Source organism: Streptomyces sp. DH41 (genome assembly GCF_029813785.1).
Lineage (GTDB): Bacteria > Actinomycetota > Actinomycetes > Streptomycetales > Streptomycetaceae > Streptomyces.
Map to the genome: position 1 here is coordinate 29,760 of NZ_JARVKY010000008.1, position 23,445 is coordinate 53,204.

The following is a 23,445-nucleotide window of genomic DNA, read 5'->3' on the forward strand; positions in this document are numbered from 1 at the left end:
GGTCAGGCAGGACCCGACGGTCAGGCAAACCCCGGTGGCCGGGAGAAGCAGCAGTCGCCGCAGACCCCTGCGCCGGGCACCCGGTAGTACAGGCAGCAGCTGCGGCGACGGAAGGCCGTACCGGTGAGGGTGCCGGTGTCCGCGAGCAGGGGGTGGGCGAGCAGACCGGAGGTCAGGGAGCGGGCACGATCGGCGATGACCGTACGGCCGTGGCGGCGGGCCCAGCCGTCCAGTTCGCGGCCGGCTCCGGCGAGCGCGGAGGCCGCGTTCCCCCACAACAGGCCGGTCGCGACGCGGTGGCGGGCGCGCAGGGCCGCTGTCAGGGGTACCAGGTGGCCTTGGAGCACGACCTCCGCGATCGTGGCGGCGTCACCCGGCAGGGCGCGCACCTCGGCCAGCCACAGGTCGTCGGGTGCGGTGGCGTCGGGGTCCCAGCGCAGCAGGGGCGGGGCGAGGTCGGGGACGCCGCCGTAGAGTGCGGCGCACCCCAGCGTCACCGACCACAGACGGGCCGCGAGCCCCTGGTGGGCCACGGAGGCGGCGATGCGGGCCTCGGGTGCGCGCAGCGCGGCGGCGACCTTCTGAACGCGGAAGGCGAGCGGGTCCTCGCGCTCCTGTGCGTGAACGTCCGGCGTCGCGTCTCCGTATCCCTGGGTGTACGCCTGTGCGAGGGTGGGTAGCTCCCGGGGCGGCAACCGCGACGTGTGCGGCGACGCGTGCAGGATGGAGAAGGCGCCCAGCGGGCGGAGCGCGGCAAGGCCGGGGTCGAGGTCCACGGAGAGCAGTAATATCAAGGCCCTTAGGGGCACGAGGTCGGGGGCCCGGTACTGAAGTCGCCCACCCTGGGGAGGACGGCGCCGCCCTCGTACTCCATCGGCAGTAGGACCCAATGAGTGCTCAGGGACGACGACGGGAAGACCCTGAGAAGGCATCGTGTTGTCCATGGAAGACGACCGTTCGCCGCGCCGGGCCCAGCGCCCCCGCCTCACGCAGAGGAGCAGCCGATGAGCGCCCTCGCGTTTTCCGTGCTGCTGTCGCTCGTCTCCGCCGTGGCGTACGCGGGCGGAGCGATCGTGCAGGAGCAGGTCGCGGCGTCCTCCCCGGGTGCTCAGTACGCTCCGCTGCGCCGGCCCGGCTGGTGGGCGGCGGTCGGACTCAACGGCCTCGGTGGCCTGCTGCACGTCGTGGCCCTCGCCCTCGGTCCGCTGAGCCTGGTGCAGCCGCTGGGCGCGCTCACCATCGTGTTCGCGCTGCCCATGGCCGCGCTGTTCGTGGGCCGCAGGGCCGGCGCGACGGCCTGGCGGGGCGCGCTCATGGCGACCGTCGGTCTCGCGGGTCTGCTGTCCCTGGTCGGCGCTTCCGACGCGCAGTCGCTGGACTCGGGGCAGCGGGTAGGGGCGGCCGTCGTCACCGGTGGTGTGGTCGTGGCGCTCATGATCGCCGGCCGGGCCGTGCACCGGCACCCGGCGGTGCGCAGCATCCTGCTGGCAACCGCGTCCGGCATAGCCTTCGGCATGTCCTCCGTCTTCACCAAGACGGTCGCGGTGGACTGGTCCGGGGGCGTGTCGACCGCCGACCTGCCGTCCCTGGCCGTGATCGGCGTGCTCGCCACGGCCGGCATGCTGCTGTCACAGGCCTCCTACCGGGGCGCCGGCCTCGCCGCCCCGCTGGCCACGCTCACGGTGGTGAACCCGGTGGTGGCCGCCGTGGTCGGCATCACGATGTTCGGCGAGACCTTCCGCTACGGCACGACCGGCACCGCGCTCGCCCTGAGCTGCGGTGTGGTGGCCGCGGGCGGGCTCATCCTGCTGACGACGGAACGCATCGCGCGGGAGGCCGCGGAGGGAGCCGTGGCGCCCGTCGGTCCGCAGGCCTATCCGCCGGCGGCCGAAGCGGCGGGGGCCGAAGCGAGGGCGATCGGAACGGCGGGGGCCGAAGCGAGGGCGATCGCAGCGGCGGCGGCCGAAGCGAGCGGGATCGCGGCGGGGACGGCCGGGCCGGATTCGGCGTCGGTCGAGGACGGGCTGGTGCGGGAGGGGCGCGAGCAGCGGGTCACCCCGCCGGCCGACAAGGTCTTCCTGCCCTCCCCGGCGTCCCCGCCCCTCCCGGACACGGTCCCCGACGAGGAGCCGTATGAGACCCGGGAGCGGACGGAGAGCAGCGACACGCAACTCTCCGTCGGCGCGCTCTCCTACGGTCCCTTCTACGGTGGTCCGTTCGTCCCGCCGCCCGTCCTCGGCCGACGCCGGGAGCGGATCAGATCCTGACTCCGCCGGCCCGCAGATACGCCACCGGGTCGACGTCGGAACCGAAGCCGGGCCCTGTCCGCACCTCGAAGTGCAGATGCGGGCCCGTGCTGTTGCCGGTGGAGCCCGAGCGGCCGATGCGCTGGCCGGCGCCCACGGACTGACCGTCCTTCACGGAGATCGCCGAGAGATGGGCGTACTGCGAGTAGCGGCCGTCACCGTGCCGGACGATCACCTGATAACCGTAGGAGCCGGCCCAGCCCGCGCTGACGACCTTGCCGGCCGCGACCGACTTGACCGAGGTGCCGGTGGCGACGGGGAAGTCGACGCCTGTGTGGTAGCCCTTGGACCAGGAGGAGCCCGCCTGGTGGTACGGCGTGCCGGTGGGCGAATCGACGGGGGCGACGACGCTTTGGCGGTCGGCGGCCTTCTCCGTCTTGGCGGCCTTCTCCGTCTTGGCGGACTTCTCCGCCTTCTCCGCCTTCTCCGCCTTCTCCGCCCTGTCCTTGCCGCTGTCGGATGGCGACGACTTCCTCGGCTGCTGCTGCCGCGGCTTGGCGGGTGCCTGCTCGGCCTCCTTCGCCTTCGCCTTGGGCTTCGAGGACGTCCTGGGCTTCTCGGCCGTTTTCGACTCGGGGCGGGGCGCCGCGGCGGCCCCCTCGCCGCGCAGTGCCAGGCGCTGGCCCGGCATGATCAGGTCGGGGTCCGTTCCGATCGCGTCGCGGTTGGCCTCGTACAGTCCCTGCCAGCCGCCCCGGACCTGCCGGGTGTCCGCGATGCCGGAGAGGGTGTCCCCGGTGATCACCGTGTACATCTTGCCCTTGCCGACCCGGGACTGCGGCGTGGTCTGGGGCTGGACGTCCTTCACCGAGTCGGCCTTCTCGGCGGACTTCTCGACGGCCTTCTTGGCGGGCTTCTCGGCGGGCTCCCCGGCCGTCTTCCGCGCGTCCTTCCCGGTGCCGGCGTCCCCGGCCGGCCGGATGTCGGGCGTGTCACCGCCCCGGGTCAGCCCGGCCCGCTCCGAGCACACCGGCCAGGCGCCGGGGCCCTGCCCGTCGAGTACCTTCTCGGCGACGGCGATCTGCTGGTCCTTGGTGGCCAGATCCGCCCGCGGGGCGTACTCGGTGCCGCCGAACGCCTCCCAGGTGGACTGGGTGAACTGCAACCCGCCGTAGTAGCCGTTGCCTGTGTTGATGTCCCAGTCGTTGGTGGACTCGCAGGCCGCGACCTTGTCCCAGGTCTCCACGTCGGCCGCGTGCACCGTGCCGGTACCGATGAGCGGGAGCGCCAGTCCCGCACCGCCCGCGGTGACGGTCAGTGAGGCTCGGTTGATCCTGTTCGGCTGATACCGGCGGTGCCGACCGCGTACGGCCATGGATATCCCCCTCGACATTGCGTCAGGAGGGGCAAAAGTAAGCGCTGCTAACAGGCCATGACAAGACGGCAATCGGCCGGTTGGTCACGCCAAGTGGCCAAGAAGGGATACCCGTTGGCCGGATGCGGCGTTCGCGCACTGAGGCAGCGGGCCTCTCCCGTGCGTACTGGAGTCCGCCGGACCAGGAAGTGCGACCGCCGTATCGGCACGTCAGGATGGTCGAGCGGCGAAACCGGCGATACTGGCGGGCACGACCGGCACCACAGACACAGGGCACCACAGACACCAAGGTCACTAGGAGCCAACCCAATGAGCACTACAGCGCAGATCGGCGTCACGGGTCTCGCGGTCATGGGCCGCAACCTCGCCCGCAACGGCTACACGGTCGCGGTGCACAACCGGACCGCGTCGCGCACCCACGCGCTGGTGGAGGAGTTCGGGAGCGAGGGCGAATTCGTCGCGACCGAGACCGCCAAGGAATTCGTGGCGGCGCTGGAGCGGCCGCGGCGCCTGGTGATCATGGTGAAGGCCGGCGACCCGACCGACGCGGTGATCCAGGAGTTCGCCCCGCTGCTGGAGCCCGGTGACATGATCATCGACGGCGGCAACGCCCACTTCGCGGACACCCGGCGCCGGGAACGCGAACTGCGTGAGCAGGGCATCCACTTCGTCGGCACCGGCATCTCGGGCGGCGAGGAGGGCGCGCTCAACGGCCCGAGCATCATGCCGGGCGGCTCGAAGGAGTCGTACGAATCGCTCGGCCCCATGCTGGAGAAGATCTCCGCGAAGGCGGCGGACGGCACGCCCTGCGTGACGCACGTCGGTCCCGACGGCGCCGGGCACTTCGTGAAGATGGTGCACAACGGCATCGAGTACGCCGACATGCAGCTGATCGGCGAGGCGTACCAGCTGCTGCGCGATGTCGCCGGGTACTCCCCCGCACAGATCGCGGACATCTTCCGTACGTGGAACACCGGGCGCCTGGACTCGTACCTGATCGAGATCACGGCGGAGGTGCTGTCGCACGTGGACGGGGCGACGGGCAAGCCGTTCGTGGACGTGGTGGTCGACCAGGCGGAGCAGAAGGGCACGGGCCGCTGGACGGTGCAGATCGCACTGGACCTGGGCGTCCCGGTGTCCGGCATCGCGGAGGCGGTCTTCGCCCGCTCACTGTCCGGGCACGCGGCCCTGCGGGATGCCTCGCGCGGCCTGGCGGGTCCGAAGGCGTCCCCGCTGGGCGAGGCGGAGGCGGGTGCCTTCGCCGACCGGGTGGAGCAGGCGCTGTACGCGTCGAAGATCGTGTCGTACACGCAGGGCTTCCACGAGATCGCGGCGGGCAGCGAGGAGTACGGCTGGGACATCGACCTGGGCGCGGTCTCCGCGCTGTGGCGCGGCGGCTGCATCATCCGCGCCGCCTTCCTCGACCGCATCCGCGCCGCGTACGACGCCCGGCCGGACCTGCCGAGTCTGCTGTCGGACGAGACGTTCGCGCAGGAGATCGCCGACGCCCAGGACGACTGGCGCGAGGTCCTCGTCGCCGCGACCCGGCAGGGGGTGCCGACACCCGGCTTCGCCGCGGCCCTCGCCTACTACGACGCCCTGCGCGCGGAGCGGCTGCCGGCCGCGCTGACGCAGGGGCAGCGGGACTTCTTCGGGGCGCATACGTACCGGCGGACCGACCGGGACGGCGCGTTCCACACGCTGTGGGGCGGGGACCGCTCCGAGGTCACCGCGTAGTCGTACGTGGCGGGTGACGGGTGGGAGCGATGGCTCAGGTGAGTGGCGGCCCCGGTTCCGGGTCGGGCACCGGCTCCGGCCCCGGCGGGATCGGCGACGGGGAGGGCTCGGGGGGACCCGGGTGCGGGGGCGGCGGGGTCGGCTGCGGGCCGGGGCCCGGAGGGGGCGGAGCCGGCTGGGGGCCCGGTCCCGGAGGCTGAGGTGTGGGTTCGGGCCCGGGGCCCGGGGGCGGAGACGGAGGCGTCGGTTCCGGGCCGGGTCCGGGCGGCGGAGAGGGTGTGGGCGCGGGCCCGGGGGGCGGCACCGGGTGCGGCTCCGGGTCCGGCCCTGGGGCGGGCCCCGGAGTCGGTCCGGGCGGGACGGGATCCGGGTACGGGTTCGTCATGGCGCTGTCCTCCGGCCAGTCGGTCGACATCGGCTCTGGACTTGTCCCCCGCCTACCCGACGGCCGCATCCCCACTCACCCCTCCGCGGGAACGTCCGGGCCCAGATGGCCCACCGTGCCTGGCAGCACGGGCGACGCGGGCAGCACGGGCGACGCGGGCGACTACCCGAGGCGCGCTGCTGCCGCCCCGGCGGCCAGTCCGGGCGCCGGGCTGGCCAGTACCGGGACCGCGGCCCTGATCGACTCCCGGGCCGGCGCCATGGAGGCCTGCGCCAGGACGATCGCGTCGGCATGGGTGACGGCGTCGGCCGCCTCGGCCACCAGCCGCAGGTAGCCCTCGGTGTCGCCGGCCTCGAACCGCGGCCAGGCACCGTCGACCAGAAGGGTACGAATCTCGACGGAGCGGCCGGCCCGCCGAGCTTCCTCCCCGATCAGGGCCACCGTCGGCGTGAGCGTGCTCTCCAGGGCGGCGAGGACGACGACGCGCGGCCCGGCGGCCACCGCGGCGGCGGCCATCGGCCGGTCGACCCGCAGCACCGGCACCCCGGCTCCGTCGGCAGCCGCCTCAGCGACAGCGCCGATGGTCGAACAGGTGCACAGCACGGCCCGCGCGCCCTCGGCGACGGCCTGCCGCAGCAGAGTCCGGACATCCTCCGTCACCGCCTCCGGCCCCTCGCGCCGCGCCCGGTCCAGCAGCTCGGCGTCGACGTGATGCCGCAGTTTCAGCCCGGGATGCGCCTCGTCACGCAGGGCATCGAAGACCGGGACGTGAACAGGCGAGGTGTGCAGCAACGCCAGCACGTGTACCCCCTCGGATCAGAAACGGCCGGGATGCGCCACGAGCCACTCCCGCGCCGCACGCAGCAGCTCGGGACCGGCCGCGGGCGCCTCGTCCGGGTGACGCTCGGCCCACTTCACGACGTACGAACACAGGGGCGCGACGGCGACACCCTCGCGCCGCGCGACGGCATACAGCTCACGCGCCAGCGAACCCGCGATGCCCTGCCCCTCGTGGGCCGGATCGACGACGGTGTGCACGGGGACGAGGGCGCGCTCGGGGGCGTCCAGCACGAAGTACTCGATACGCCCGACGGCCTCACCGCCTGCGAGGGCCTCCAGACGGCCCGCCGCTCGCTCGTCCCGGATCTCGATGTCGCTCACGGCCACGCTCCTCGTCCGCGCAGGGTCAGTGCGTCAGGCCGACACGGCCTGCGGGCTGCGCTCCTGGTCCGAGCCCGGCACCGGCTCGGACGCGTCGGCACCCAGGGCGACGATACGGTTGTCACCGTCCACATGCACGACCCGCGGCTTCAGCGACCGCGCCTCGGCGTCGGTGACCTGGGCGTAGCTGATGAGGATCACCAGGTCGCCGGGGTGGACGAGATGCGCCGCGGCCCCGTTGATCCCGATCACGCCGGAACCCCGCTCGCCCTCGATGACGTACGTCTCCAGCCTGGCACCGTTGGTGATGTCCACGATGTGCACGAGCTCGCCGGGCAGCAGATCGGCGGCGTCGAGCAGATCGGCGTCGATGGTCACCGAGCCGACGTAGTGCAGGTCGGCCTGGGTGACGGTGGCACGGTGGATCTTGGACTTGAACATTGTACGCAACATCGGGGCACTCCCACAAGTAGGCTCCCTGCCTGCGTTTTTGCAGGTCAAGGGCTGTTTCAACACCCTACAACGAGTCGCATGTTCGGGCAGCTGTCCCCAGGTTTTTCAGGACTCATGCTGACCACTTGCTGACTTTCCTGACACCCCGTCAGGTGACTGGAGGAGGGCTTCGCCCACTCTCGCGGACCCCGCCGTGGCGACGGCCCAAGCCTACGCAGCGCCCCTCGAAGGACGTCCGTGATCACCGTCACGCGGACGGTCTGGACGGCAGTCAGGAGCGAAGGCGCTCGACCGGAAGTCGGACCACGCGCCGCCATGGGTCAGCCGGCCCAGGCCCCTCGTATCCCGTCTCAGAGGAGGAGGCGCCGACAGCCCCATGAATCTGAGTGGCCGAAGCAGCGCGGCAACATAGCGCCTGATCGCCGGTTAGCCAAACCGGCGATTCTCACGACCATGGCTGTGGCTCGTCCGGTGACTCCTGGCGGTGGCACAGGGCGGGCGTCAAAGACGTATGAAATCCGACCAGAGCAGAGCGCGAGCCGCTGCCGCGAACAGGCTCAGGCCAGCCTCAAGGAGTCATCTTGCCCGTGGGACCGCAGTCGCACCCCGACGAGACCCGCACCGATATCGACTCGTCGCGCAGGCGCCGTAGCGTTGAGCCCGTCCTTATGGACACCTATGAGGTCGCTGCGATGCTCAATATGTCCACGAGCTGGGTCTATAGGGAGGCATCGAAACTGGGCTTGAAGGGCTACAAGCTCGGCCGAGGCAGGAACGCCAAGGTCCTGTACAAGAGGGCCGAGGTCTTCAAATGGCTGGAGCAGCAGAAGATCCATTAGAAGCGGGCAGTTTCTTGCCGGCCAGACACACAGCAGTCGTCGACACAGCGGCTGCATCAAGATCACCGACAGACAACCTCTTGGCCGCGATCGAGGACCGGGCAGCAAGGAGGCCGCGCCGCAGTTCGGACAGCCCCGTCAGAGGATGTTCCACCGGAACGCCCGATCGCCTTTCCGCAGTGCTTCCACCCGCCTGTGCACCTCAGCAAGGCTCGCTGGCGCGTGGCGAACCTTTCGGGCGTTGGTCGTGATCATGCGTAGTTCGCGCAGTCCAGCAAGTACCGGGTAGCCCGGCCAAGCGGTGACGTCCCAGCCATAGGAGTCGGCGAAGCAACGGTAATGGTGCTGGCCGAAACCGAAGCGGCGGCAGTGCACCTCGATCGTGACCAGGTCCCATTCGGGCTGGCCGTAGGCGACCGTATCCCAGTCGCACAGGACCGCCCCGCCGTCCGGGGCGTGGAGGGCGTTCCGGTGCTGGGGATCGCCTTGGATCAGCCCTCGGGCCAGGGGGAAACGGATGTCTCGGAGCTCGGCTGCGAGGCGGTCCGTCTGCGCTTCCATGAATCGGAGGGAGTCAGGCGTCAGGCATGTTATGGCGGACAGTGAGCGTCGGATGGCCCCGACGTTGTCGTGCTCGGGGAAGCAAAGCGGTGGCAGGGGCAAGTTGTGGAGCTTGCGGAGGGGCTGGGCCAGTTGCTGGGCCTCTACGGGCTGCTCGGGCTGGGGCAGGTAGGTCCAGAAGGTGACCGCGTGGCCGTCGACGAGGACGGGCTGGTCAACGGGGTGGAGCGGAACGGTGGGGAAGCCCGCGGCCATGAGCCGCCTGACGAACTCGACCTTGCGGGTCACGTCTTCGACCCGGGAGCCCTTGCGGGCGATCTTTGCGACGACTTGTTCCTTCTCCAGCAGGACAACCGCGTTGGTGTGGCCGCGGAGGAGGCGGGAACCGCGGCTGTCGAGGCCGGCGGCAGCGCACGCCCGTTCCAGGATCCGGTGCATCTCGGCCTCGTCGTACCCGCCGGGGGCCGGCGCCATCTCTCTCATGCGTTCCAGGCTCGCGGACACATGGCCGAGTGTCACATCTGGCCGGGAGGAAGCGCGACAATTTCGCGCAGTTCCCGCGCCGCACGGCTGCCTCGAACGCGCGGCGGCAGGACTTCCACTACCTCCCGCGCCCGCTCCTCGACGATAGGGGTCCGATGCGCCGGATCCGTCCGCAGGAACGTGGCGGCCGCCAGTTGGCATGCTTCCTCGGTGCTGTGTTCGTGGGCGAGGCAGAGGGCTGTCTCGAAGTGGAGGAGGGCCGGGTCGATGCCGGTCTTATCCGGGTACAGGGCGAGCGCGCTCTCCTGGACGCGTCGGGCTTCGGCGGTCCGCCGGAGGGCGGTGAGGGTGCCGCTCATGTAGAGGAGGAAGCGCCGCTCGGGGAAGGCGAAGGCGTCGTTGCCCGTATCCGCTCTGGCGTGGCCTCGCTCGAAGATCTCGGTGGCCTGCCGAAGGGCGGCTTCCGCTCCCTCCGCGTGGCCAAGCTTCGCCAAAGCCCGTGCCTCGGCAGCCGAGGCGAAGGCGGCGGTGGGCGTGGGCCGGTTGCGGCAGAGGATCCGTGCCTCTTTGGACAGGGCGACTGCGGCCTCGATCGGGCCGTAGTAGTAGGGGAGCATGGCGGCCTGTGCCCGGACGCGGGCGCGCAGCTCGGTGTTACCGCTGTCGTCGGCCGCGTTACGGGCGGTGGCGTACCAGGATTGCGCCCTGCGGAGGTGCCCGAGTTTCATCAGGGCGTCGGCGATCAGTGTGGCGATCATCGCTGTGAGTTCGGAGAGCCGGACCTGTACGGCGGCCGGCTGACGGTGGGCGGCCAGGTCCTCGACCTCAAACAGGTGGCCCAGCAGAATCTCGATCATCGGCGCGGGCGGCGTGTAGACGTACTGTTCGCGCGCCCACAGCAGCTGCTCGTCGAGCAGGTCCAGCTGCGTGGGCGTCACCGTGCCCACCGCAAGAGTGCGGTCGACCGACCGCCGGGCGGCGTCGATCTGCTGCTCGAAGGAGAGGGGAACCGTGTCCGCCGCGCGTCGTGGGGCGACCGCGGGGGTGAGTGCCTGCTGGGATCTCCGTGCCGGCGCCCTCTCCTCAGCCAGAGGCTCGTCTGGCGAGGAGGACTGGCTGCTTCCGCGCAGCCCCAGGTCCTGGGCCGTGCTCGCGTAGAACTCGCACAACAGGTCCACGGTGACCGGGCGGGGCTGCCGACCCTTTTCCCAGTGACCCAGTTGATCACCGTCCGCCCGGGGTGCTGCTTCGTACCGCGCTCCGAGAGTGCTGAGCCCGTCAGCGGCCTCCTGCAGGGTCAGCCCCCGCGCCAGGCGATGCGCGCGGAGCAGCGTCACACCGCAGTGGGCGTGGATCCGATGGGCGGTTTCCTGGACCGACTCTCCACGGTCGGCGGCGTCCTCGCGTAACCGCTGCGCACAGGACGGACGGTGCGGCTTGTAGTCCAAGGCCCCCTCCTCCAACTCGCCCTGCTCCTACTCCCGGCAGCGTATCGGTGAGGCACTCCCCCATCCGCGGGATCAGTGACTGATTCGACGGCCTGGCGACCGGATCAGTCACCTGCAAGCAAGAAGTGACTGATCGGCAAGTGGTGACTGTTGTCCGTCGATACCGGTGGGGCGAACCTTGCTGCTCCCAGAAGCCCGACGAACCGCTCGCCGGACGATGGCGTGGAACGCCCGGTCGCCGGGCCTGAGTTCGCCGTCGTCTCCCGCCGCACCTTGCGGCGGGAAGGCGCAGCGTTCGTGACCCACAGGGAGGTGGATCGATGACGTCCTCGGCGTACCACACGGTCCTGACGGAGCTGGCCGATGGTCAGGGAATCGAGCGTGCGGCAATCGAGGTCGAGAGCACGCCGGCGTCGGTTCGCGACGCGCGGTCCTTCGTCCGGCAGCAGCTCGTCGGCTGGCGCTTCCCCGAGGCGGGGGACTTCACCGACGGGGTGGTACTGGCTGTCAGCGAGCTGGTCACCAACGCGGTGCTGCACGGCCGGACCCGGCCGGCGGACGACAGCGAGCACGTCGGTATCGCGCTGGCCCTCAAGCCGGGCAGAGCGCTGGGTGTTCTGGTCACTGACAACTCCAACGAGGCGCCCGTGGCGGCCGTTCGGCCTGTCCCGCATGCCACTTGTGGTCGCGGCCTGGAGCTCGTCAACGCGGTGGCCGACTACTGGACGGCAGCGCCGCGAGAAAACGCCCAAGGGGTCACCGGCAAGGACGTGTGGGCCGTCTTCCGTTGTCCGGAGTTCGCTGGGCTCCTCCCCCGATCGGCGTGACAACCCATGTCGTCGAAAAACCTCCGAACCTGCCGACTTCCTGTGACACCAGGAGTCTTCATGCCGTGCGTACTCGACGAGCCGAGTGGCCGCCTGAAGGGTGCCCTGCTGCTCTCCACACGACTACGGGCGCTCGCTGGCGTCGCTCCAGTAGGTCGGGGCGAGCATCTCACCAGGCCAGGCCGGCTGGCGGATCGGCCCTCGCGGGCCCATCTGCTGGAAGTACGGGGCGAGGTCCAGGACGGGGGTGCCGTCGACCGCGTCGAGATCGGTGACGTGAAGGTCCCGGCCGTCGACGTCGAGCAGGCGCGGGAAGCTGATCGCGAGCTGGTTGGGGCGGCGGTGGTTGCGGTGCACGAAGGTGCCGGTCGCCGGCCATCGGGCGTCGCCGCGCGGGCTGCGGGCGTGCAGCTGCACGTCCTCGGGGCGCGCCCGGTGGAAACGCCAAACCACGGTGAGGTGCGAGAACTCCTCGATCCCCTGAAGGGTCTCCAGCGGGTACTCGTCGTTGAACCGGATGATCGAGCGGACGCCGCCCTGGTAGTCGTCCAGGACCTGGGTGTGGCCTCCGACGACCGTGGCGATCGAGCTGACCTCGTAGCTGGGCACCGTTCTTCCCTCTCCATCCCTCTGACTGCCGGCACGGCCGGACGTCCCGCAGCGGGACGCCGACATGATCGGGTGTCAGCTTATGGCTCGCAGCGTCTCCCGGGCGCGGCGGTCGAGCTCCGCGATGTGACGGCCGCCGCGGCCGCGCACGGGAGACAGGTCGCTCCGCATGCGGACGATGACGTCCCGGGCCCGTCCGGACTGCACTCCGGTCATGGCGTCCAGAGCCCGGCTCCAGGTCGCGCACGCCTCGTCGACGTGGCCCTGCTGCACTTGTACGGCGCCGAGGTAGCCGAGGGTCACGCTGTGGGTGCGGGCGTACTGCTGGCGGCGTCGGGTTGCGACGCTGTGCTTGAAATGGATCTCCGCGTCGAGCGGCTGGCCCAGATCGCGCAGGGCACAGGCTGTCTCGTGGGCAAGGGAGGCTTCCTGGAAGAAGCCCATGCGGCCCGGCGCCTCGTTGTTGTCGGCTCGAGCGAGGTCCCGCTCCGCGCGGCTGATGGCCGCGAGGGTTGCGGGGCGGTCACCGTCGGCCGCCAGGGCTCGTGCGTGGACGATCGCGAGCAGGGCCTTCTCCCGAGGGCTCGCCTGGCCGTAGCGGTCGCGGGACATGGAGGCGTCAGCCAGGGCGAGTGCCCTACGCGGATGTCCGAGGTCCACGGCTTGGTGGGCGAGGGCGCGCAGGATGTGGCCACCGAGCGGTCCGTCGCCCGCTTCGGCCGCGATGCGGGCGGCAAGGGTGAGGTAGCGCTGGGCGGTGCGGTGTTCGGAGGCGTCGAAGGCCATCCAGCCGGCGAGGTAGGTCATCTCCGCCACGGCCGAGTACATGTCGCGGCGGAGCTGTTCCGTGCGAAACCTGCTGCCGAGCAGGGGCACCGCTTCGTCGCGAAGGTGGCCAGCCAGGGCCGAGCGACCGGAGGCTCCGCCGCGCTGCTGGTCTCGCGCGGAGTAGAAAGTCGTCAGGCCCCGGACATCGTCGATGTCCGCCTGAGTCACCGGTCGCGGGGAGACCGCCGGCCGCTTCGCCGCCGCGGCGGGGGCATCTGCCCACCACGAGGCGGTGGGCAAGGCGAGGCCGGCGGCCGAGTACGCGGCGGTCGCCAACAGCTTACGTCGGTGCATATCGAGGTCGTCGCTTCCCAGCTCGGCCAGCACGGTCAGAGGGTCGACGCTCCAGTCGGAACCGCTGTCGGTTTGGCCTATGGCTTCACCTTCCAGCCCGAGGTCGGCCAGGGTGAGGTGGCGGCCGAGCCTACGGGAGAGCGTCTCGCGCAGGATATGAGGTGCCTGGCCGCTCGGTTGTGTGCCCTGCACCCACATGGCGATGTGCGAGCGGGAGATCGCCTCCAGCTCACGCACCCCGCTCTCCGCGGCCACCCGGGCAACCGCTGCAGCTGCTTGTGGCTGGGACCAGCCAACTTCACGCAGAAGTGCGACGAGGGCTTCGTTTCGCGCACGGGCCATGGGCTGTTCCTCGGTTCCGAAATGATCTTTGACGCCTTTGACGGCCCCGGGAGTCGCGCAGGCATACCCCTCGGCGGCGATTCACGGTTCGCTCAACGTAGCCACCAGATCACTCACTTTGCACGACAACCGACGCCGCCGCACGGTGAATCTCAGTCAACTTGGCTTGATTTAAACAGGAGTTGTGACATGCGTCTTTCGCTGGCTCCACGGCAGGCGGACGGTCAGCGCGTCGCGCCCAGCAGGAAGGTTCGCGTCACTGACGAGCCGGTCCGGCGACGCGATCAAGCGGTGGCCACGGCGGAGACGGTGGCGCTCGTGCTGGACGAGGAATCACCGCTGCCGGAGACCGCTGCTGACGTGGAAGACCTCGCGAGGCGTCTGCGGGGTCACATCAACCGACTCGGCGTCATGGTGCCGAAGGAGACACCGGTTCTGCGCCACGCCCAGCAACTCGGCTCGGCGGGGGTCCCCGACGGCTATGTGCACAGCAGGGTGTACCTGGTCCAACTCGCCAAGGCGACCCAGGAGCTCGCCGCAACAGTGGAGACCTGCGGCAGCAGCCGTGCGAAGCAGCAGCAAGGACGGCGTCGGTGGACGCCTCGAATCAACATCCTGCGTGGCGCGGTCTTCGCCCTCGCACTCGCCTGCCTCGTCCTGGCTGCCTCCGTACCGCGGGCATGACCGTCACCGGAGCGGTTCTGATCGCCCTGATCCTCGGTCCCACAGCGTGGCTGGTTCTCCGCGGTGACCGCGCCACCAGTCCCCGCAAGTCGGCGAGGAGACCTCACCTGCGCAGATCGAGTCACCGCCCCGGCGATGCCCCGCCTCACCGACAGTTCACCGGCCGCCCCTGACGGCTCTGAAGCCCACCCCGTTCGCGGGGCTCAACGGAGATCTACACGATGAAACGCCTTCCGCGCATCGAGCAGTACGACCTGATCGGCGACACGCAGACCAGCGCCCACGTCTGCGACGACGGTTCGATCGACTGGCTGTGCCTGCCCCGCTTCGACTCGCCAGCTGTCTTCGCCGGGCTCCTGGGTACGCAGGAGCACGGCTCCTGGCAGATCGCACCGGCCTCGTCCGCAGGCCGGAGCGGCTCAGAGAGAAGGTCGCTGAGCGCCAGTACCGCGGTGATTCGCTCGTCCTCGGATCGGTGTGGCGCACCCCGGCGGGTTCGGTCCGCGTCCTGGACTTCATGCCGCCGCGCGACGGCACCCCGCAGGTGATCCGGATCGTCGAGGGCCTGAGCGGCGAAGTGGAGATGGTCTCGGCCATGCGTCCTCGGCCGGGGTACGGCAGCGTCAGCCCGTGGATCCACGAGGTCGGTGGGCGCATGGTCGCGGAGGCCGGCGCGGACGCTCTGTGGCTCGACACCTGCGTTCCGCAGGTGGAGAAGGACGGCGTGGTCGTCGGCGCCTTCGTCATCGGGGCCGGGCAGAGCGTGACGTTCGTGCTCAGCTGGTGCCCGTCCCACGCCGCCGCGCCCGACGTTCTTGATCCGGAGGCCGCGCTCACCGAGACGCTCGCCTTCTGGCAGGACTGGACGCAGGAGTGCACCTACGACGGGCCCTATCGCGAGGCCGTGATCCGGTCCTCGATCACGCTGAAGGCCATGACCTACGGGCCGAGCGGCGGAATCGTCGCGGCGCCGACCACGTCGCTGCCCGAGGAGATCGGCGGCAACCGGAACTGGGACTACCGCTTCACCTGGCTGCGCGACGCCGCCACGACGCTTGCCGCGCTGCTGGGGACCGGATACCGGCAGGAGGCACAGGCATGGCGGCGGTGGCTGCTGCGCGCTGTGGCCGGGGACCCGGAGAACCTGCAGATCATGTACGGGATCACCGGGGAGCGTGACCTGCGGGAGCGGGAGCTTCCCTGGCTTCCCGGGTACGAGGGATCGGCTCCGGTCCGGGTCGGGAACGGGGCGGCGAACCAGCTGCAGCTCGACGTGTACGGCGAGGTCATCGACACCCTGTACCTCGCGCACCAAAGCGGAGTCGCCCACTGCGCCGACACCGCGGTCCTGCACCAGCAGCTCATCGAGCACCTGGTCCAGCGCTGGCGGGAGCCCGACGAGGGCATCTGGGAGATCCGCGGGGCCCGCCGGCACTTCGTCCATTCCAAGGTGATGGCATGGGTGGCGGTCGACCGCACCATCCGCCTGGCCGAGGCCGGCGCGCTCGACCTGGACGTGGCCCCGCTGGTCGAGCTGCGGGCGACGATCCACCGGGAGGTCTGTGACAAGGGCTTCGACCCGGTGCGCAACACCTTCACGCAGTCCTACGGCTCGCAGGAGCTGGACGCTGCCACGCTGCTCATCCCCCGCACCGGCTTTCTGCCGCCCGACGACCCGCGCGTCATCGGCACCGTGGATGCGGTCCGTCGTGAACTCTCCACGGAAGACGGGCTCGTGTACCGGTACCCGACCTGCGGTGAGGACGTCGGCGTGGACGGCTTGACCGGCGACGAGGGCGCCTTCTTCCTGTGCAACTTCTGGCTCGTCGACGGCCTCGCCCTGACCGGCCGCCCCGACGAGGCCCGTGCCTTGTTCGAACGCCTCCTGGCTCTGCGCAACGACCTCGGGCTCCTGGCGGAGGAGTACGACCCCGTCCAGCAGCGCCAGCTCGGCAACTTCCCGCAGGCGTTCAGCCACATGGGCCTGATCCAAAGCGCCCTGCTCCTTCCACAGATGGCGACGCAGTCCTCCTCCCGCCACGCCGCGCTCGCGGTTCCAGCACCCCGCTCAACCTCCCGCAGCACGCGCCAGCCCACCGCAGACCTGACGCCGCAGCACGCATAGCCACCCCACCCCCTGACGAGGATTCCCATGCCTGACAGCGCCTTGACGGCACGGCCGGCCGCGACCGGCCACCGCAGACGGCGGCCCCCGGTCGACGCGGACACGCTGTACCTCGCCCGTCGCGCCGTGGCACTGCCCCTGGCACTCCTAGCCGCGCTGCTGCTCGCCGCCTTCGCTCTCCGGTCGGGGTCCGTCGTAGGCCCCGGCTGGGTCCTGGCCGGCCTGGTCTGCGGACTGGCGGCGATCGTCGCGGTGGCGGCACACGGAACACGCACCGTCGCCAGTGCCGTGCAGTCGGCAGTGGAGGAGTCCCAGTCAGCAGCGCTGACAACGGTCACAGGGGCAGCGGCAGCCGTTGAGAAGTCGGTGCAGTGGTCGGCGGACGAGCTGTGCCGCGGAAAACGTCCAGCGTTGCCGGACCCGCACACCGCGCAGTCGCCCACTGCGAACGCCGGGATCGACAACGCGCTGAGTGCCCTCCAGGCGCAGGCCATCATGTCGCTGATCCGCGTGCACGACGAGTCCCAGTCCGTGGTCCTCCTGGAAGTGCTTCGCCGCCTGGCCATGCGCGAGCACGCCCTGGTCAGCAAGGCACTCCAGGCACTGAGCCAGCTGGAGATGCTGACCGACGACCCGGAACTGCTGGCCAAGATCTTCGAGATCGATCACCTCGTGACGCGGATGCGCCGCCAGGTCGAGAGCACGGCGGTCCTGGGCGGACAGTCCCTGCGCAGCGTGCGCCGGCCCGTTCCCGTCACGACGGCCCTGCGTGGCGCTGTCTCCGAGGTTGTGCAGTATCCGCGGGTGGCCGTCGCGGCCGGATCCGTGGGCGCCGAGCTGGGGTTGCCCGGCCATGTGGGGCCGGACCTGACGCACCTGCTGGCCGAGCTGATCGAGAACGCCTGCGAGTGCTCGGATCCAGAGACGCGGGTGATGGTGCGCGCGCAGCGGGTGCCACACGGGCTGGCCATCGAGGTCGAGGACCGCGCCATCCCCATGCACCCGCAGACGCGGGCACAGATGAACCACCTGCTCAAAGCCCCGGACGAGGTCGACGTCAGCGGCCAGGTCCGGGCTGGACAGCTCGGCCTGCTGGTCGCCGCGAAGATCGCCCAGTCACACGGGTTGTCCGTCCTCCTGCAGGAGAACGCGACGGGAGGCACCACCGCCCTGGTCGTCATACCGGCACGGCTCCTGGTAGCCATTCCATCGGTCGAGGACGCGGGTGCGCCGCAGCCCGAGGAAGCGCGCGGCTCCGGGCAGCCGCAGCAGGTGGCCGCGGCTCCTGCCGCCCCAGGGGTGGGGCAGGTCGCACGCCCCGGCGCCGCTGGGGCATCGACCTCGGCGGGTCATTCGGCCGACGCGCCCGCTCTTCCCACGCGCACGCGTCGGTCGGAACCTTTCCGTCCGCCACAGGAGCGGGAGCAAGCCCCCGTGTCCGCGGCGACGCCCGGGCTGGCAGCCGCCTTCCGCAGCGGCCTCCAGGCCGGCGGCACCGCCAGTCCCCCTCCCGCCTCGACAGAAGACCCCACCCCCTGACCCGCTTCTTCCGCGTTCCCGGCGGCCCAGTACACCCACTGGCCCTTCCCCCTTCTGGAGCGATCCCCATGAGCACTGACCCCGCGGTGAACAACGTGACCGACGGCACGCCCGCATCCGCGACGACAAGCGGACAGCGGGACAGCATGGCCTGGCTGCTGCGTCAGTTCGCCTCCGAGACGCCGGGCGTCACGCACGCCGTCCTGCTCTCGCGCGACGGACTGCGGCTGCTGGACAGCGACGTCGACAAGGACTGGGCGGACGAACTGTCGGCCGCCTTCAGCGGGGTCGCCTCCCTCGCGGCGAACATCACCGGCCCCAGCCACAAGAAGAGGCCGGCCCGGCAGGTCATCATCGAGCGAGACGACTGCCTTCTCTTCGTCCAGAGCGCCGGGCGCAGCGCGGCCTTCGACAACCACCCCGGGGCCGAACGCGGTGAGGTGGACACGATCCTCGCCGTCATCGCCACCCGGGACGCCGACGTGGGCACCGTCGGCTTCGAGATGGGGCGCCTGGTCCAGAAGTTCGCCCCGTACATGCTGATCCCCGTCCGCGTCGGCACGGGCGGAGAGGTCCGGTGACCACGTACGGCCGCGCGGCCGAGGAGTCCGCGTTCGTGCGGACCTACGCCGTAACGCGCGGGCGTACCAAGCCACGGCACCTGCTCGCTCTGGAAACCGTCCTGGAGGCCGGGCAGGGAAGGCCCGGCCCGGCGCAGGCCGAGGAGTGCGAGGCGATCCTCGCCCTGTGCCGGGAGCGCCGGCGGTCGGTGGTCGAGCTGGCGGGTCGCCTCGGCCGGCCCGTGACCGCCGTCAAAGTGCTCGTCTCCGACCTCCTGGACGCCGGCGCCCTCGTCGTCCCCCTGACCCAGTCCTCTGCCGATACCGGCGCAGGGTCCGGTCCGTCTACCCAACTGCTGGCAGCCGTTACCGCCGGCCTGAAGAGGAAGTGGCCTGATGCCGTCGCCTATCCCCAGGCCGGATGACCCGACCGCCGTGCCGCGGAGTTCGCCGCACTCGCAGGCCGGTGCGCCGACCGTGCTGAAGATCGTGATCGCCGGCGGTTTCGGCGCGGGCAAGACCACCGCCGTGGGCGCCGTCAGCGAGATCACGCCGCTGAGCACGGAGGAGTACCTGACCGAGGCGAGCGCGGACGTCGACAGCCTGGCGGGCATCGAGGCGAAGGAGACCACGACGGTCGCCTTCGACTTCGGCCGCCTGAGCCTGCCCGACGCGCCGATGCCTTTGGAGCTGTTCCTGTTCGGCACGCCGGGCCAGGACCGGTTCGTCGACCTCTGGTACGACCTCTCCCGCGGCGCCGTCGGCGCGGTCGTCCTGGTCGACACCCGCCGCTTGGAGAGCAGCTTCACCCCCGTCAGCTTCTTCGAAGACATCGGCCTGCCCTTCGTCGTCGCGGTCAACCAGTTCGTGCACCGCTACCACCCCGAGCAGGTCCGCGCCGCTCTCGAACTTCCCGCTGCCGTGCCGGTGGTCACCTGCGACGCCCGCGAGACGAATCACGTCGCCGGCGTTCTGCTGGCCCTCGTCGACCACGCCGTGAACAGCGCCGCCACCACCAATCGCGCTGGTCACGCCCCTTCTACCACCCTCCAGGACGCCTGATGTCACAGCACCCCAGCGACCCCTACCGCATGCCGCAGACTGCCCCGCCCGCCCGGTCCTTGCCTCGGCGCGACATGCGGGACACCAACCGTGGCCCGTTCACCCCGCCCGCCACCGCCCTCACCAGCCAGCGGCCTCAGCAGTCGCTGGAGCTGGCGCAGCGTTACGAGCTGCTCAACCGCCTGGGCGTGCCCCCGGTGGCCAACGAGGACTTCGACGACCTGGCCCGCAACATGGCTGAACAGGCCGGGTTCTTGTACGGGTTCGTCAACCTGTTCCTGGAGGAGCAGACTTTCGTCGGGCTGCACCAGCCGCCGGCGGACAGCGGGTTCGTGATCGTCGGCCGCACCATGAGCCGGGACCACGGCTGGTGCCCGGAGGTCATGGCCCGCAGGAAGGCCCTCCCGCTGCACGACGTGCACGCGTCCCCGCGCTTCAGCGGCAACGCGGTGGTCGACGCCGTCGGGATCCGCTCCTACTTCGGCGCTCCGTTGATCCACGACAGCGGCACGGTGCTGGGCACGGTGTGTGTGATCGACCCCGAGAAGCGGCCCCTGGCCGAGGCACGTCGTCTGCGGGACATCGTCATCAACGCCAGTGCACAGGTGAGGGACCACATCGCCCGCGCCCCCGTCCGCTAGGCCGTTCCACAACTTCCCACCCGGGAGCCGTAGGCGTTCCCCGGCCGCTCCACGCGTTGCGACCTTCATCCAGGGAGAGGGAGACCATGTCCGCCACACCCACCACGCCTCCACCGGCGCTGCGTCCCTACCTCACCGCCCGCCACGATCTGCTGTGGCAGGAGGCGGACGCCTTCGCGGCCGAGCACGTCGCGCCACGCGCCGCGCGGATGGAGGCCGCTCCGGGCAGGGTGGAGCGCAAGGTCGCCGACCTGATGGCCGCCCGGCGGTGGTTCGCCGTCACCGTCCCGGCGGTCTTCGGCGGGCTGGGCGCCGGACACGTGGCCAGGACCGTCTTGGTCCACCGCATCGCGCGAGTCTCGGCGGCTGCCGCGGCCATCCTGCAAGCCACATTGATCCCCGTGGGCGCTCTGCTGCACTTCGCCACATACGAGCAGAAGGGCCGCTGGCTTCCCCGGGTCGCGGACGGGTCCGTGCTGCTGTCGATCGCCGTGACCGAACCGCTCGCCGGCGGACACATCGGCGGCATCGAAACCACCGCCGAACACATCGGCAACCAATGGGTGATCACCGGCAGCAAGATCCATATCGGCAACAGCCACCTCGCCGGAGCCCACCTCGTCGTCGCCCGCACCGCCGGGCCGGGAGTAAGCACCTCACAGGCGCTGACCGCGTTCATCGTCGAAGCCGACCGCCCCGGACTTTCCGTCTCCGACCACCGTGCCGGGCTCGGTCTGCATGGCTTCTCCGCCGGCCGCCTCGACCTCGATCACGTCCGCGTCCCCGAGGACAACGTGGTCGGGGAGATCGGCCAGGGACTGGCCGTGGCCCAGAGCAGCAGCATCCTCTACGGCCGCCCCAACCTGGCCGCCGTCAGCCTCGGCATCCACGAAGCCGTCGTGGACACCACCACCGCCCGGCTCAAGACCCGCCCCCGCTACCAGGGCGCCCTGTCCGACCTGCCGGTCCTGCGGGACCGCGTCGGCGGCATGGAAGCCCGCCTGCGCGCCGCCCGGATACTCGCCTACCAGGCCGTGCACCTCCTCGACCAGGGCCTGCCCTGCGACGCCGACCTGATCAATTCGAAATACCTCGGCCACCAGTGGGCCGTCCAGTCCGCCCAGGACGCCATGGAACTGCACGGCGCCAACGCCCTCGATGGCGACTACATCGTCCAGCGCCTGTGGCGCGACATCCAGCACACCTACCCACCGGCCGGAACCGGCGAAGTCCAGCGCATACGCCTGGCCGACGCCGCCTTCGCAGAGGACCACATCCAGTGGTCCGAGCGCCTCGCCGCCGAAGCCGCCTGGGCACGACCCGATCCGACCGCCGCATGAGCCCCCGTGCGCGGCACCCCGTGACTCCCCATCGCCGCGCACGGGCCCGTGCCGCCGGCCCCCGTCCCCCGCGGGGACCGGCGGCACCCCTCCCAGTGACCATCCACTCAGCCGAGAGAGACACCGTGACCCCGCCCGTGACGACCAGCGCACCGATCACGCCCCTGACGCCGACCCTGCAGCGCGTCGCCCAGCACCTCGCGAACGGCCTCACGGCCAAGGAGATTGCGGCAGAGACCAGCCTGTCGGCCGTGACCGTCCGCCAGTACCTTCGCGACATCCGTGAGAGCCTGCACTGCCCGCCCCGCTGCAAGCCCCCGGTGATCGTGCACCGCCTGTTCACCACCCAACAGGTGGCCTCACCCACGGCGGACCGGCCAGCGCCATCCCTCACCCCGGAGCAGCGGCTGCTGCTCCGAGCCGTCGCCGAGCACAGCGACCCCCGCGACATCGCCGTCGCCGCCAAGCTCCCCCGCGCCGACCAGCGCGCCGCACTCGACCAACTCCTCGCCGACACGGGCGCGCGGGACACCACCCACCTGGTGATCCTTGCCCACAGCTGGAAGCTGCTGCCCACCGACCCGGCGGCGCGGAGCGGAGCGAGCCAGTGAGAAGGCCCCCCACTCCCCTGGCCAACGAGGAGCCTCCGGCTTCCACCTCGTTCGCAGCGAAGTACCCGGGCGCCGTGTACGCGGTGCGCACGTTACGTACGGACGCCGAGCGCGCGGAAGCCGCTGCCCTCGCGCAGGACCGGCAGCGCTGGCTCACCCTGCGCGGCCTCCCCGTGCCCGCCCAAGCCGACGTGCCGGCCCTGTTCCGCGACCCGCACACGACGTCGGCCGGTCTGTTCGAGGACGGAAAGCTGCTCGCCTGCATGGTCCCCGCGCGCGACCCCGGACTCAGCTGGGGCGAAGGCCCCTGCCTCCGCCTAGGCCACGTCCACACCCTGCCCGAGCAACCCGACGACATCACCCGGCTGATCACCCTGTGGGCCTCCGACCTCGCCGCCCGGCAGAGCCTCCCGCTCGTACGGGCCGAAATCCTGGCCCGCCACGCCCTCCAAGCCGAGCCCATCGCCTCCCTGCTACGTCGACTCACCGACATGGGCTGGGACGTGCGGGGTTCCGGTCCGGGACGGGAGGGGGACCGGGTCGCCCGCCTCCAACTGGACGCCGAGCACCGCCCCCGACTCAGCACACTAATCAGCTGCCAAACCCAAGCTCCCCATCTTGCCGCGGAAGAAGGGAGCAGCACGTGACAACCGAAAAGCCGCAGCGGCCCGACATCGCCCGCGAGCTGATCGCCCGCGCCACGGAATCGGCCGCGCACCGGGCCACACGCGTGCGCAACCAGCTCGACGACGTCCAACTCGGCCGTGGTCGGCACACCGACTACGCCAACACCGAGTTTCTGCGCCGCGTCCTGGGCGAATACGAGTGGCCAGGCCACCGCCTCGTCGGCCCTGCTGCTGCCCGAGCCGCCTGGAGCATCGCCCTGCACAGCGACCACGATCTCATCTTCCAGCGCGCCGCCACCATCCTGCTCGGGCGTGCGGTCGAGGCCGGCGACGCGCTCGTCCACCACTGGGCACACCTGCACGACCGCACCCTCATCAACACCGGCCAGGACCAGGAGTACGGCACCCAGCTCCTTCTGCGCTCCGACCGCATCGAGCTGTGCCCACTGCGCGCGCCGGGATCCGTCGACAAACGAAGGGCCGCCACGGTCGGTCTACCGCCGATCGCTGTCGCACTGGAGACGGTGCGTAGCCGGTACATGCCTAACGGCTCTACCGATGAAGTCCCGAGCGTCGTCCTCGCGGAGGCCGCGTGAACAAGCGGAACACCGCGGTCCCCACCATTCGGCCTTCATGCCGCACTTCCGCTCTGCGAAAGGGGTGTTGATC

24 protein-coding genes and 1 pseudogene are annotated in these 23,445 nt (G+C 70.9%); 16 read left to right on the forward strand and 9 right to left on the reverse strand.

Annotated elements, in window-relative coordinates:
• Positions 1–20 precede the first annotated feature (20 nt).
• Positions 21–794 (reverse strand): (2Fe-2S)-binding protein, encoded by a 774-nt coding sequence (locus tag QC283_RS15165; RefSeq protein ID WP_279562036.1) that lies wholly within the window; start codon positions 792–794, stop codon positions 21–23.
• A gap of 210 nt (positions 795–1,004) precedes the next feature.
• Between QC283_RS15165 and QC283_RS15170 the strand changes: the two genes are divergently transcribed.
• Positions 1,005–2,267, forward strand: coding sequence for a DMT family transporter (locus tag QC283_RS15170; protein ID WP_279562037.1), 1,263 nt, complete (start codon positions 1,005–1,007; stop codon positions 2,265–2,267).
• On the opposite strand, the gene QC283_RS15175 is transcribed toward QC283_RS15170, so the two are convergent.
• Positions 2,257–3,621: a transglycosylase family protein gene (locus QC283_RS15175; RefSeq protein ID WP_279562038.1), complete on the reverse strand. Its 1,365-nt coding sequence runs from the start codon at positions 3,619–3,621 to the stop codon at positions 2,257–2,259. The two genes, QC283_RS15170 and QC283_RS15175, sit on opposite strands and share 11 nt — an antisense overlap.
• A gap of 309 nt (positions 3,622–3,930) precedes the next feature.
• Between QC283_RS15175 and gndA the strand changes: the two genes are divergently transcribed.
• Complete coding sequence (gene gndA, locus QC283_RS15180; RefSeq protein WP_279562039.1) at positions 3,931–5,358, forward strand: NADP-dependent phosphogluconate dehydrogenase; 1,428 nt, start codon at positions 3,931–3,933, stop codon at positions 5,356–5,358.
• Between the two features lie 547 nt (positions 5,359–5,905).
• On the opposite strand, the gene QC283_RS15185 is transcribed toward gndA, so the two are convergent.
• The 3 genes from QC283_RS15185 to panD are packed head-to-tail and all read right to left on the reverse strand — an operon-like array spanning position 5,906 to position 7,357.
• A complete protein-coding gene (locus QC283_RS15185; RefSeq protein WP_279562040.1) occupies positions 5,906–6,544 on the reverse strand; it encodes an aspartate/glutamate racemase family protein in 639 nt (212 codons plus the stop codon).
• Between the two features lie 15 nt (positions 6,545–6,559).
• Entirely contained in the window at positions 6,560–6,904 is a 345-nt protein-coding gene (locus tag QC283_RS15190) for a GNAT family N-acetyltransferase (RefSeq protein WP_279562041.1), read from the reverse strand.
• 33 nt (positions 6,905–6,937) lie between these two features.
• The gene (panD, locus tag QC283_RS15195; RefSeq protein ID WP_279562042.1) at positions 6,938–7,357 is read right to left on the reverse strand and encodes an aspartate 1-decarboxylase; all 420 of its coding nucleotides are present in this window, start codon (positions 7,355–7,357) and stop codon (positions 6,938–6,940) included.
• Between the two features lie 587 nt (positions 7,358–7,944).
• On the opposite strand from panD, the gene QC283_RS15200 reads away from it, so the two are divergent.
• Positions 7,945–8,196 (forward strand): helix-turn-helix domain-containing protein, encoded by a 252-nt coding sequence (locus QC283_RS15200; protein ID WP_130329698.1) that lies wholly within the window; start codon positions 7,945–7,947, stop codon positions 8,194–8,196.
• 138 nt (positions 8,197–8,334) lie between these two features.
• On the opposite strand, the gene QC283_RS15205 is transcribed toward QC283_RS15200, so the two are convergent.
• Together QC283_RS15205 and QC283_RS15210 are read right to left on the reverse strand one after the other, a co-directional pair.
• Positions 8,335–9,240: a phosphotransferase gene (locus QC283_RS15205; protein WP_443032611.1), complete on the reverse strand. Its 906-nt coding sequence runs from the start codon at positions 9,238–9,240 to the stop codon at positions 8,335–8,337.
• A 32-nt stretch (positions 9,241–9,272) separates the two neighbouring features.
• Positions 9,273–10,418 carry an XRE family transcriptional regulator gene (locus QC283_RS15210; RefSeq protein WP_279562265.1) on the reverse strand — a complete coding sequence of 382 codons (1,146 nt, stop codon included), beginning with the start codon at positions 10,416–10,418 and terminating at the stop codon, positions 9,273–9,275.
• Positions 10,419–10,451: 33 nt separating this feature from the next.
• Between QC283_RS15210 and QC283_RS15215 the strand changes: the two genes are divergently transcribed.
• Together QC283_RS15215 and QC283_RS15220 are read left to right on the forward strand one after the other, a co-directional pair.
• On the forward strand, positions 10,452–10,649 hold the full coding sequence (locus QC283_RS15215) for a hypothetical protein (protein ID WP_279562275.1): 198 nt from the start codon (positions 10,452–10,454) through the stop codon (positions 10,647–10,649).
• 359 nt (positions 10,650–11,008) lie between these two features.
• On the forward strand, positions 11,009–11,515 hold the full coding sequence (locus QC283_RS15220) for an ATP-binding protein (RefSeq protein ID WP_279562044.1): 507 nt from the start codon (positions 11,009–11,011) through the stop codon (positions 11,513–11,515).
• A 123-nt stretch (positions 11,516–11,638) separates the two neighbouring features.
• On the opposite strand, the gene QC283_RS15225 is transcribed toward QC283_RS15220, so the two are convergent.
• Together QC283_RS15225 and QC283_RS15230 are read right to left on the reverse strand one after the other, a co-directional pair.
• Positions 11,639–12,124: an SAM-dependent methyltransferase gene (locus tag QC283_RS15225; protein ID WP_165288155.1), complete on the reverse strand. Its 486-nt coding sequence runs from the start codon at positions 12,122–12,124 to the stop codon at positions 11,639–11,641.
• Positions 12,125–12,199: 75 nt separating this feature from the next.
• Positions 12,200–13,588: a Tat pathway signal protein gene (locus tag QC283_RS15230; RefSeq protein ID WP_279562045.1), complete on the reverse strand. Its 1,389-nt coding sequence runs from the start codon at positions 13,586–13,588 to the stop codon at positions 12,200–12,202.
• Between the two features lie 189 nt (positions 13,589–13,777).
• Here QC283_RS15230 and QC283_RS15235 point away from each other — a divergent pair, with 189 nt between their 5' ends.
• The 11 genes and pseudogenes from QC283_RS15235 to QC283_RS15285 all read left to right on the forward strand — a co-directional run bounded on the left by QC283_RS15235 (position 13,778) and on the right by QC283_RS15285 (position 23,372).
• Positions 13,778–14,272: a DUF6415 family natural product biosynthesis protein gene (locus tag QC283_RS15235; protein WP_279562046.1), complete on the forward strand. Its 495-nt coding sequence runs from the start codon at positions 13,778–13,780 to the stop codon at positions 14,270–14,272.
• 221 nt (positions 14,273–14,493) lie between these two features.
• Positions 14,494–16,397: pseudogene (locus QC283_RS15240) on the forward strand (glycoside hydrolase family 15 protein).
• A 27-nt stretch (positions 16,398–16,424) separates the two neighbouring features.
• Positions 16,425–17,936, forward strand: coding sequence for a sensor histidine kinase (locus QC283_RS15245; protein WP_279562047.1), 1,512 nt, complete (start codon positions 16,425–16,427; stop codon positions 17,934–17,936).
• A gap of 68 nt (positions 17,937–18,004) precedes the next feature.
• The gene (locus QC283_RS15250) at positions 18,005–18,517 is read left to right on the forward strand and encodes a roadblock/LC7 domain-containing protein (protein ID WP_279562048.1); all 513 of its coding nucleotides are present in this window, start codon (positions 18,005–18,007) and stop codon (positions 18,515–18,517) included.
• Complete coding sequence (locus QC283_RS15255) at positions 18,514–18,921, forward strand: DUF742 domain-containing protein (protein WP_279562049.1); 408 nt, start codon at positions 18,514–18,516, stop codon at positions 18,919–18,921. Before QC283_RS15250 ends, QC283_RS15255 begins: the two co-directional genes overlap by 4 nt.
• Positions 18,922–18,973: 52 nt before the next feature.
• Positions 18,974–19,558, forward strand: a complete 585-nt coding sequence (locus tag QC283_RS15260; RefSeq protein ID WP_279562050.1) for a GTP-binding protein — start codon at positions 18,974–18,976, stop codon at positions 19,556–19,558.
• A complete protein-coding gene (locus tag QC283_RS15265) occupies positions 19,558–20,199 on the forward strand; it encodes a GAF domain-containing protein (protein ID WP_279562051.1) in 642 nt (213 codons plus the stop codon). Before QC283_RS15260 ends, QC283_RS15265 begins: the two co-directional genes overlap by 1 nt.
• Before the next feature lie 86 nt (positions 20,200–20,285).
• The gene (locus tag QC283_RS15270; RefSeq protein ID WP_279562052.1) at positions 20,286–21,539 is read left to right on the forward strand and encodes an acyl-CoA dehydrogenase family protein; all 1,254 of its coding nucleotides are present in this window, start codon (positions 20,286–20,288) and stop codon (positions 21,537–21,539) included.
• A gap of 137 nt (positions 21,540–21,676) precedes the next feature.
• Entirely contained in the window at positions 21,677–22,150 is a 474-nt protein-coding gene (locus QC283_RS15275; RefSeq protein WP_279562053.1) for a LuxR C-terminal-related transcriptional regulator, read from the forward strand.
• A complete protein-coding gene (locus QC283_RS15280; protein ID WP_279562054.1) occupies positions 22,147–22,797 on the forward strand; it encodes a hypothetical protein in 651 nt (216 codons plus the stop codon). Before QC283_RS15275 ends, QC283_RS15280 begins: the two co-directional genes overlap by 4 nt.
• Complete coding sequence (locus tag QC283_RS15285; protein WP_279562055.1) at positions 22,794–23,372, forward strand: DUF6624 domain-containing protein; 579 nt, start codon at positions 22,794–22,796, stop codon at positions 23,370–23,372. Before QC283_RS15280 ends, QC283_RS15285 begins: the two co-directional genes overlap by 4 nt.
• Positions 23,373–23,445 lie beyond the last annotated feature (73 nt).

What these genes read in the sequence shown, in the direction of transcription:
- QC283_RS15265 (WP_279562051.1), top strand. Translation starts at nt 19,558, where the DNA reads ATGTCACAGCACCCCAGCGACCCCTACCGCATGCCGCAGACTGCCCCG.
- QC283_RS15205 (WP_443032611.1), bottom strand. Translation starts at nt 9,240, where the DNA reads ATGAGAGAGATGGCGCCGGCCCCCGGCGGGTACGACGAGGCCGAGATG.
- QC283_RS15235 (WP_279562046.1), top strand. Translation starts at nt 13,778, where the DNA reads ATGCGTCTTTCGCTGGCTCCACGGCAGGCGGACGGTCAGCGCGTCGCG.
- QC283_RS15245 (WP_279562047.1), top strand. Translation starts at nt 16,425, where the DNA reads ATGCCTGACAGCGCCTTGACGGCACGGCCGGCCGCGACCGGCCACCGC.
- panD (WP_279562042.1), bottom strand. Translation starts at nt 7,357, where the DNA reads ATGTTGCGTACAATGTTCAAGTCCAAGATCCACCGTGCCACCGTCACC.
- QC283_RS15175 (WP_279562038.1), bottom strand. Translation starts at nt 3,621, where the DNA reads ATGGCCGTACGCGGTCGGCACCGCCGGTATCAGCCGAACAGGATCAAC.
- QC283_RS15250 (WP_279562048.1), top strand. Translation starts at nt 18,005, where the DNA reads ATGAGCACTGACCCCGCGGTGAACAACGTGACCGACGGCACGCCCGCA.
- QC283_RS15170 (WP_279562037.1), top strand. Translation starts at nt 1,005, where the DNA reads ATGAGCGCCCTCGCGTTTTCCGTGCTGCTGTCGCTCGTCTCCGCCGTG.
- gndA (WP_279562039.1), top strand. Translation starts at nt 3,931, where the DNA reads ATGAGCACTACAGCGCAGATCGGCGTCACGGGTCTCGCGGTCATGGGC.
- QC283_RS15230 (WP_279562045.1), bottom strand. Translation starts at nt 13,588, where the DNA reads ATGGCCCGTGCGCGAAACGAAGCCCTCGTCGCACTTCTGCGTGAAGTT.
- QC283_RS15270 (WP_279562052.1), top strand. Translation starts at nt 20,286, where the DNA reads ATGTCCGCCACACCCACCACGCCTCCACCGGCGCTGCGTCCCTACCTC.
- QC283_RS15220 (WP_279562044.1), top strand. Translation starts at nt 11,009, where the DNA reads ATGACGTCCTCGGCGTACCACACGGTCCTGACGGAGCTGGCCGATGGT.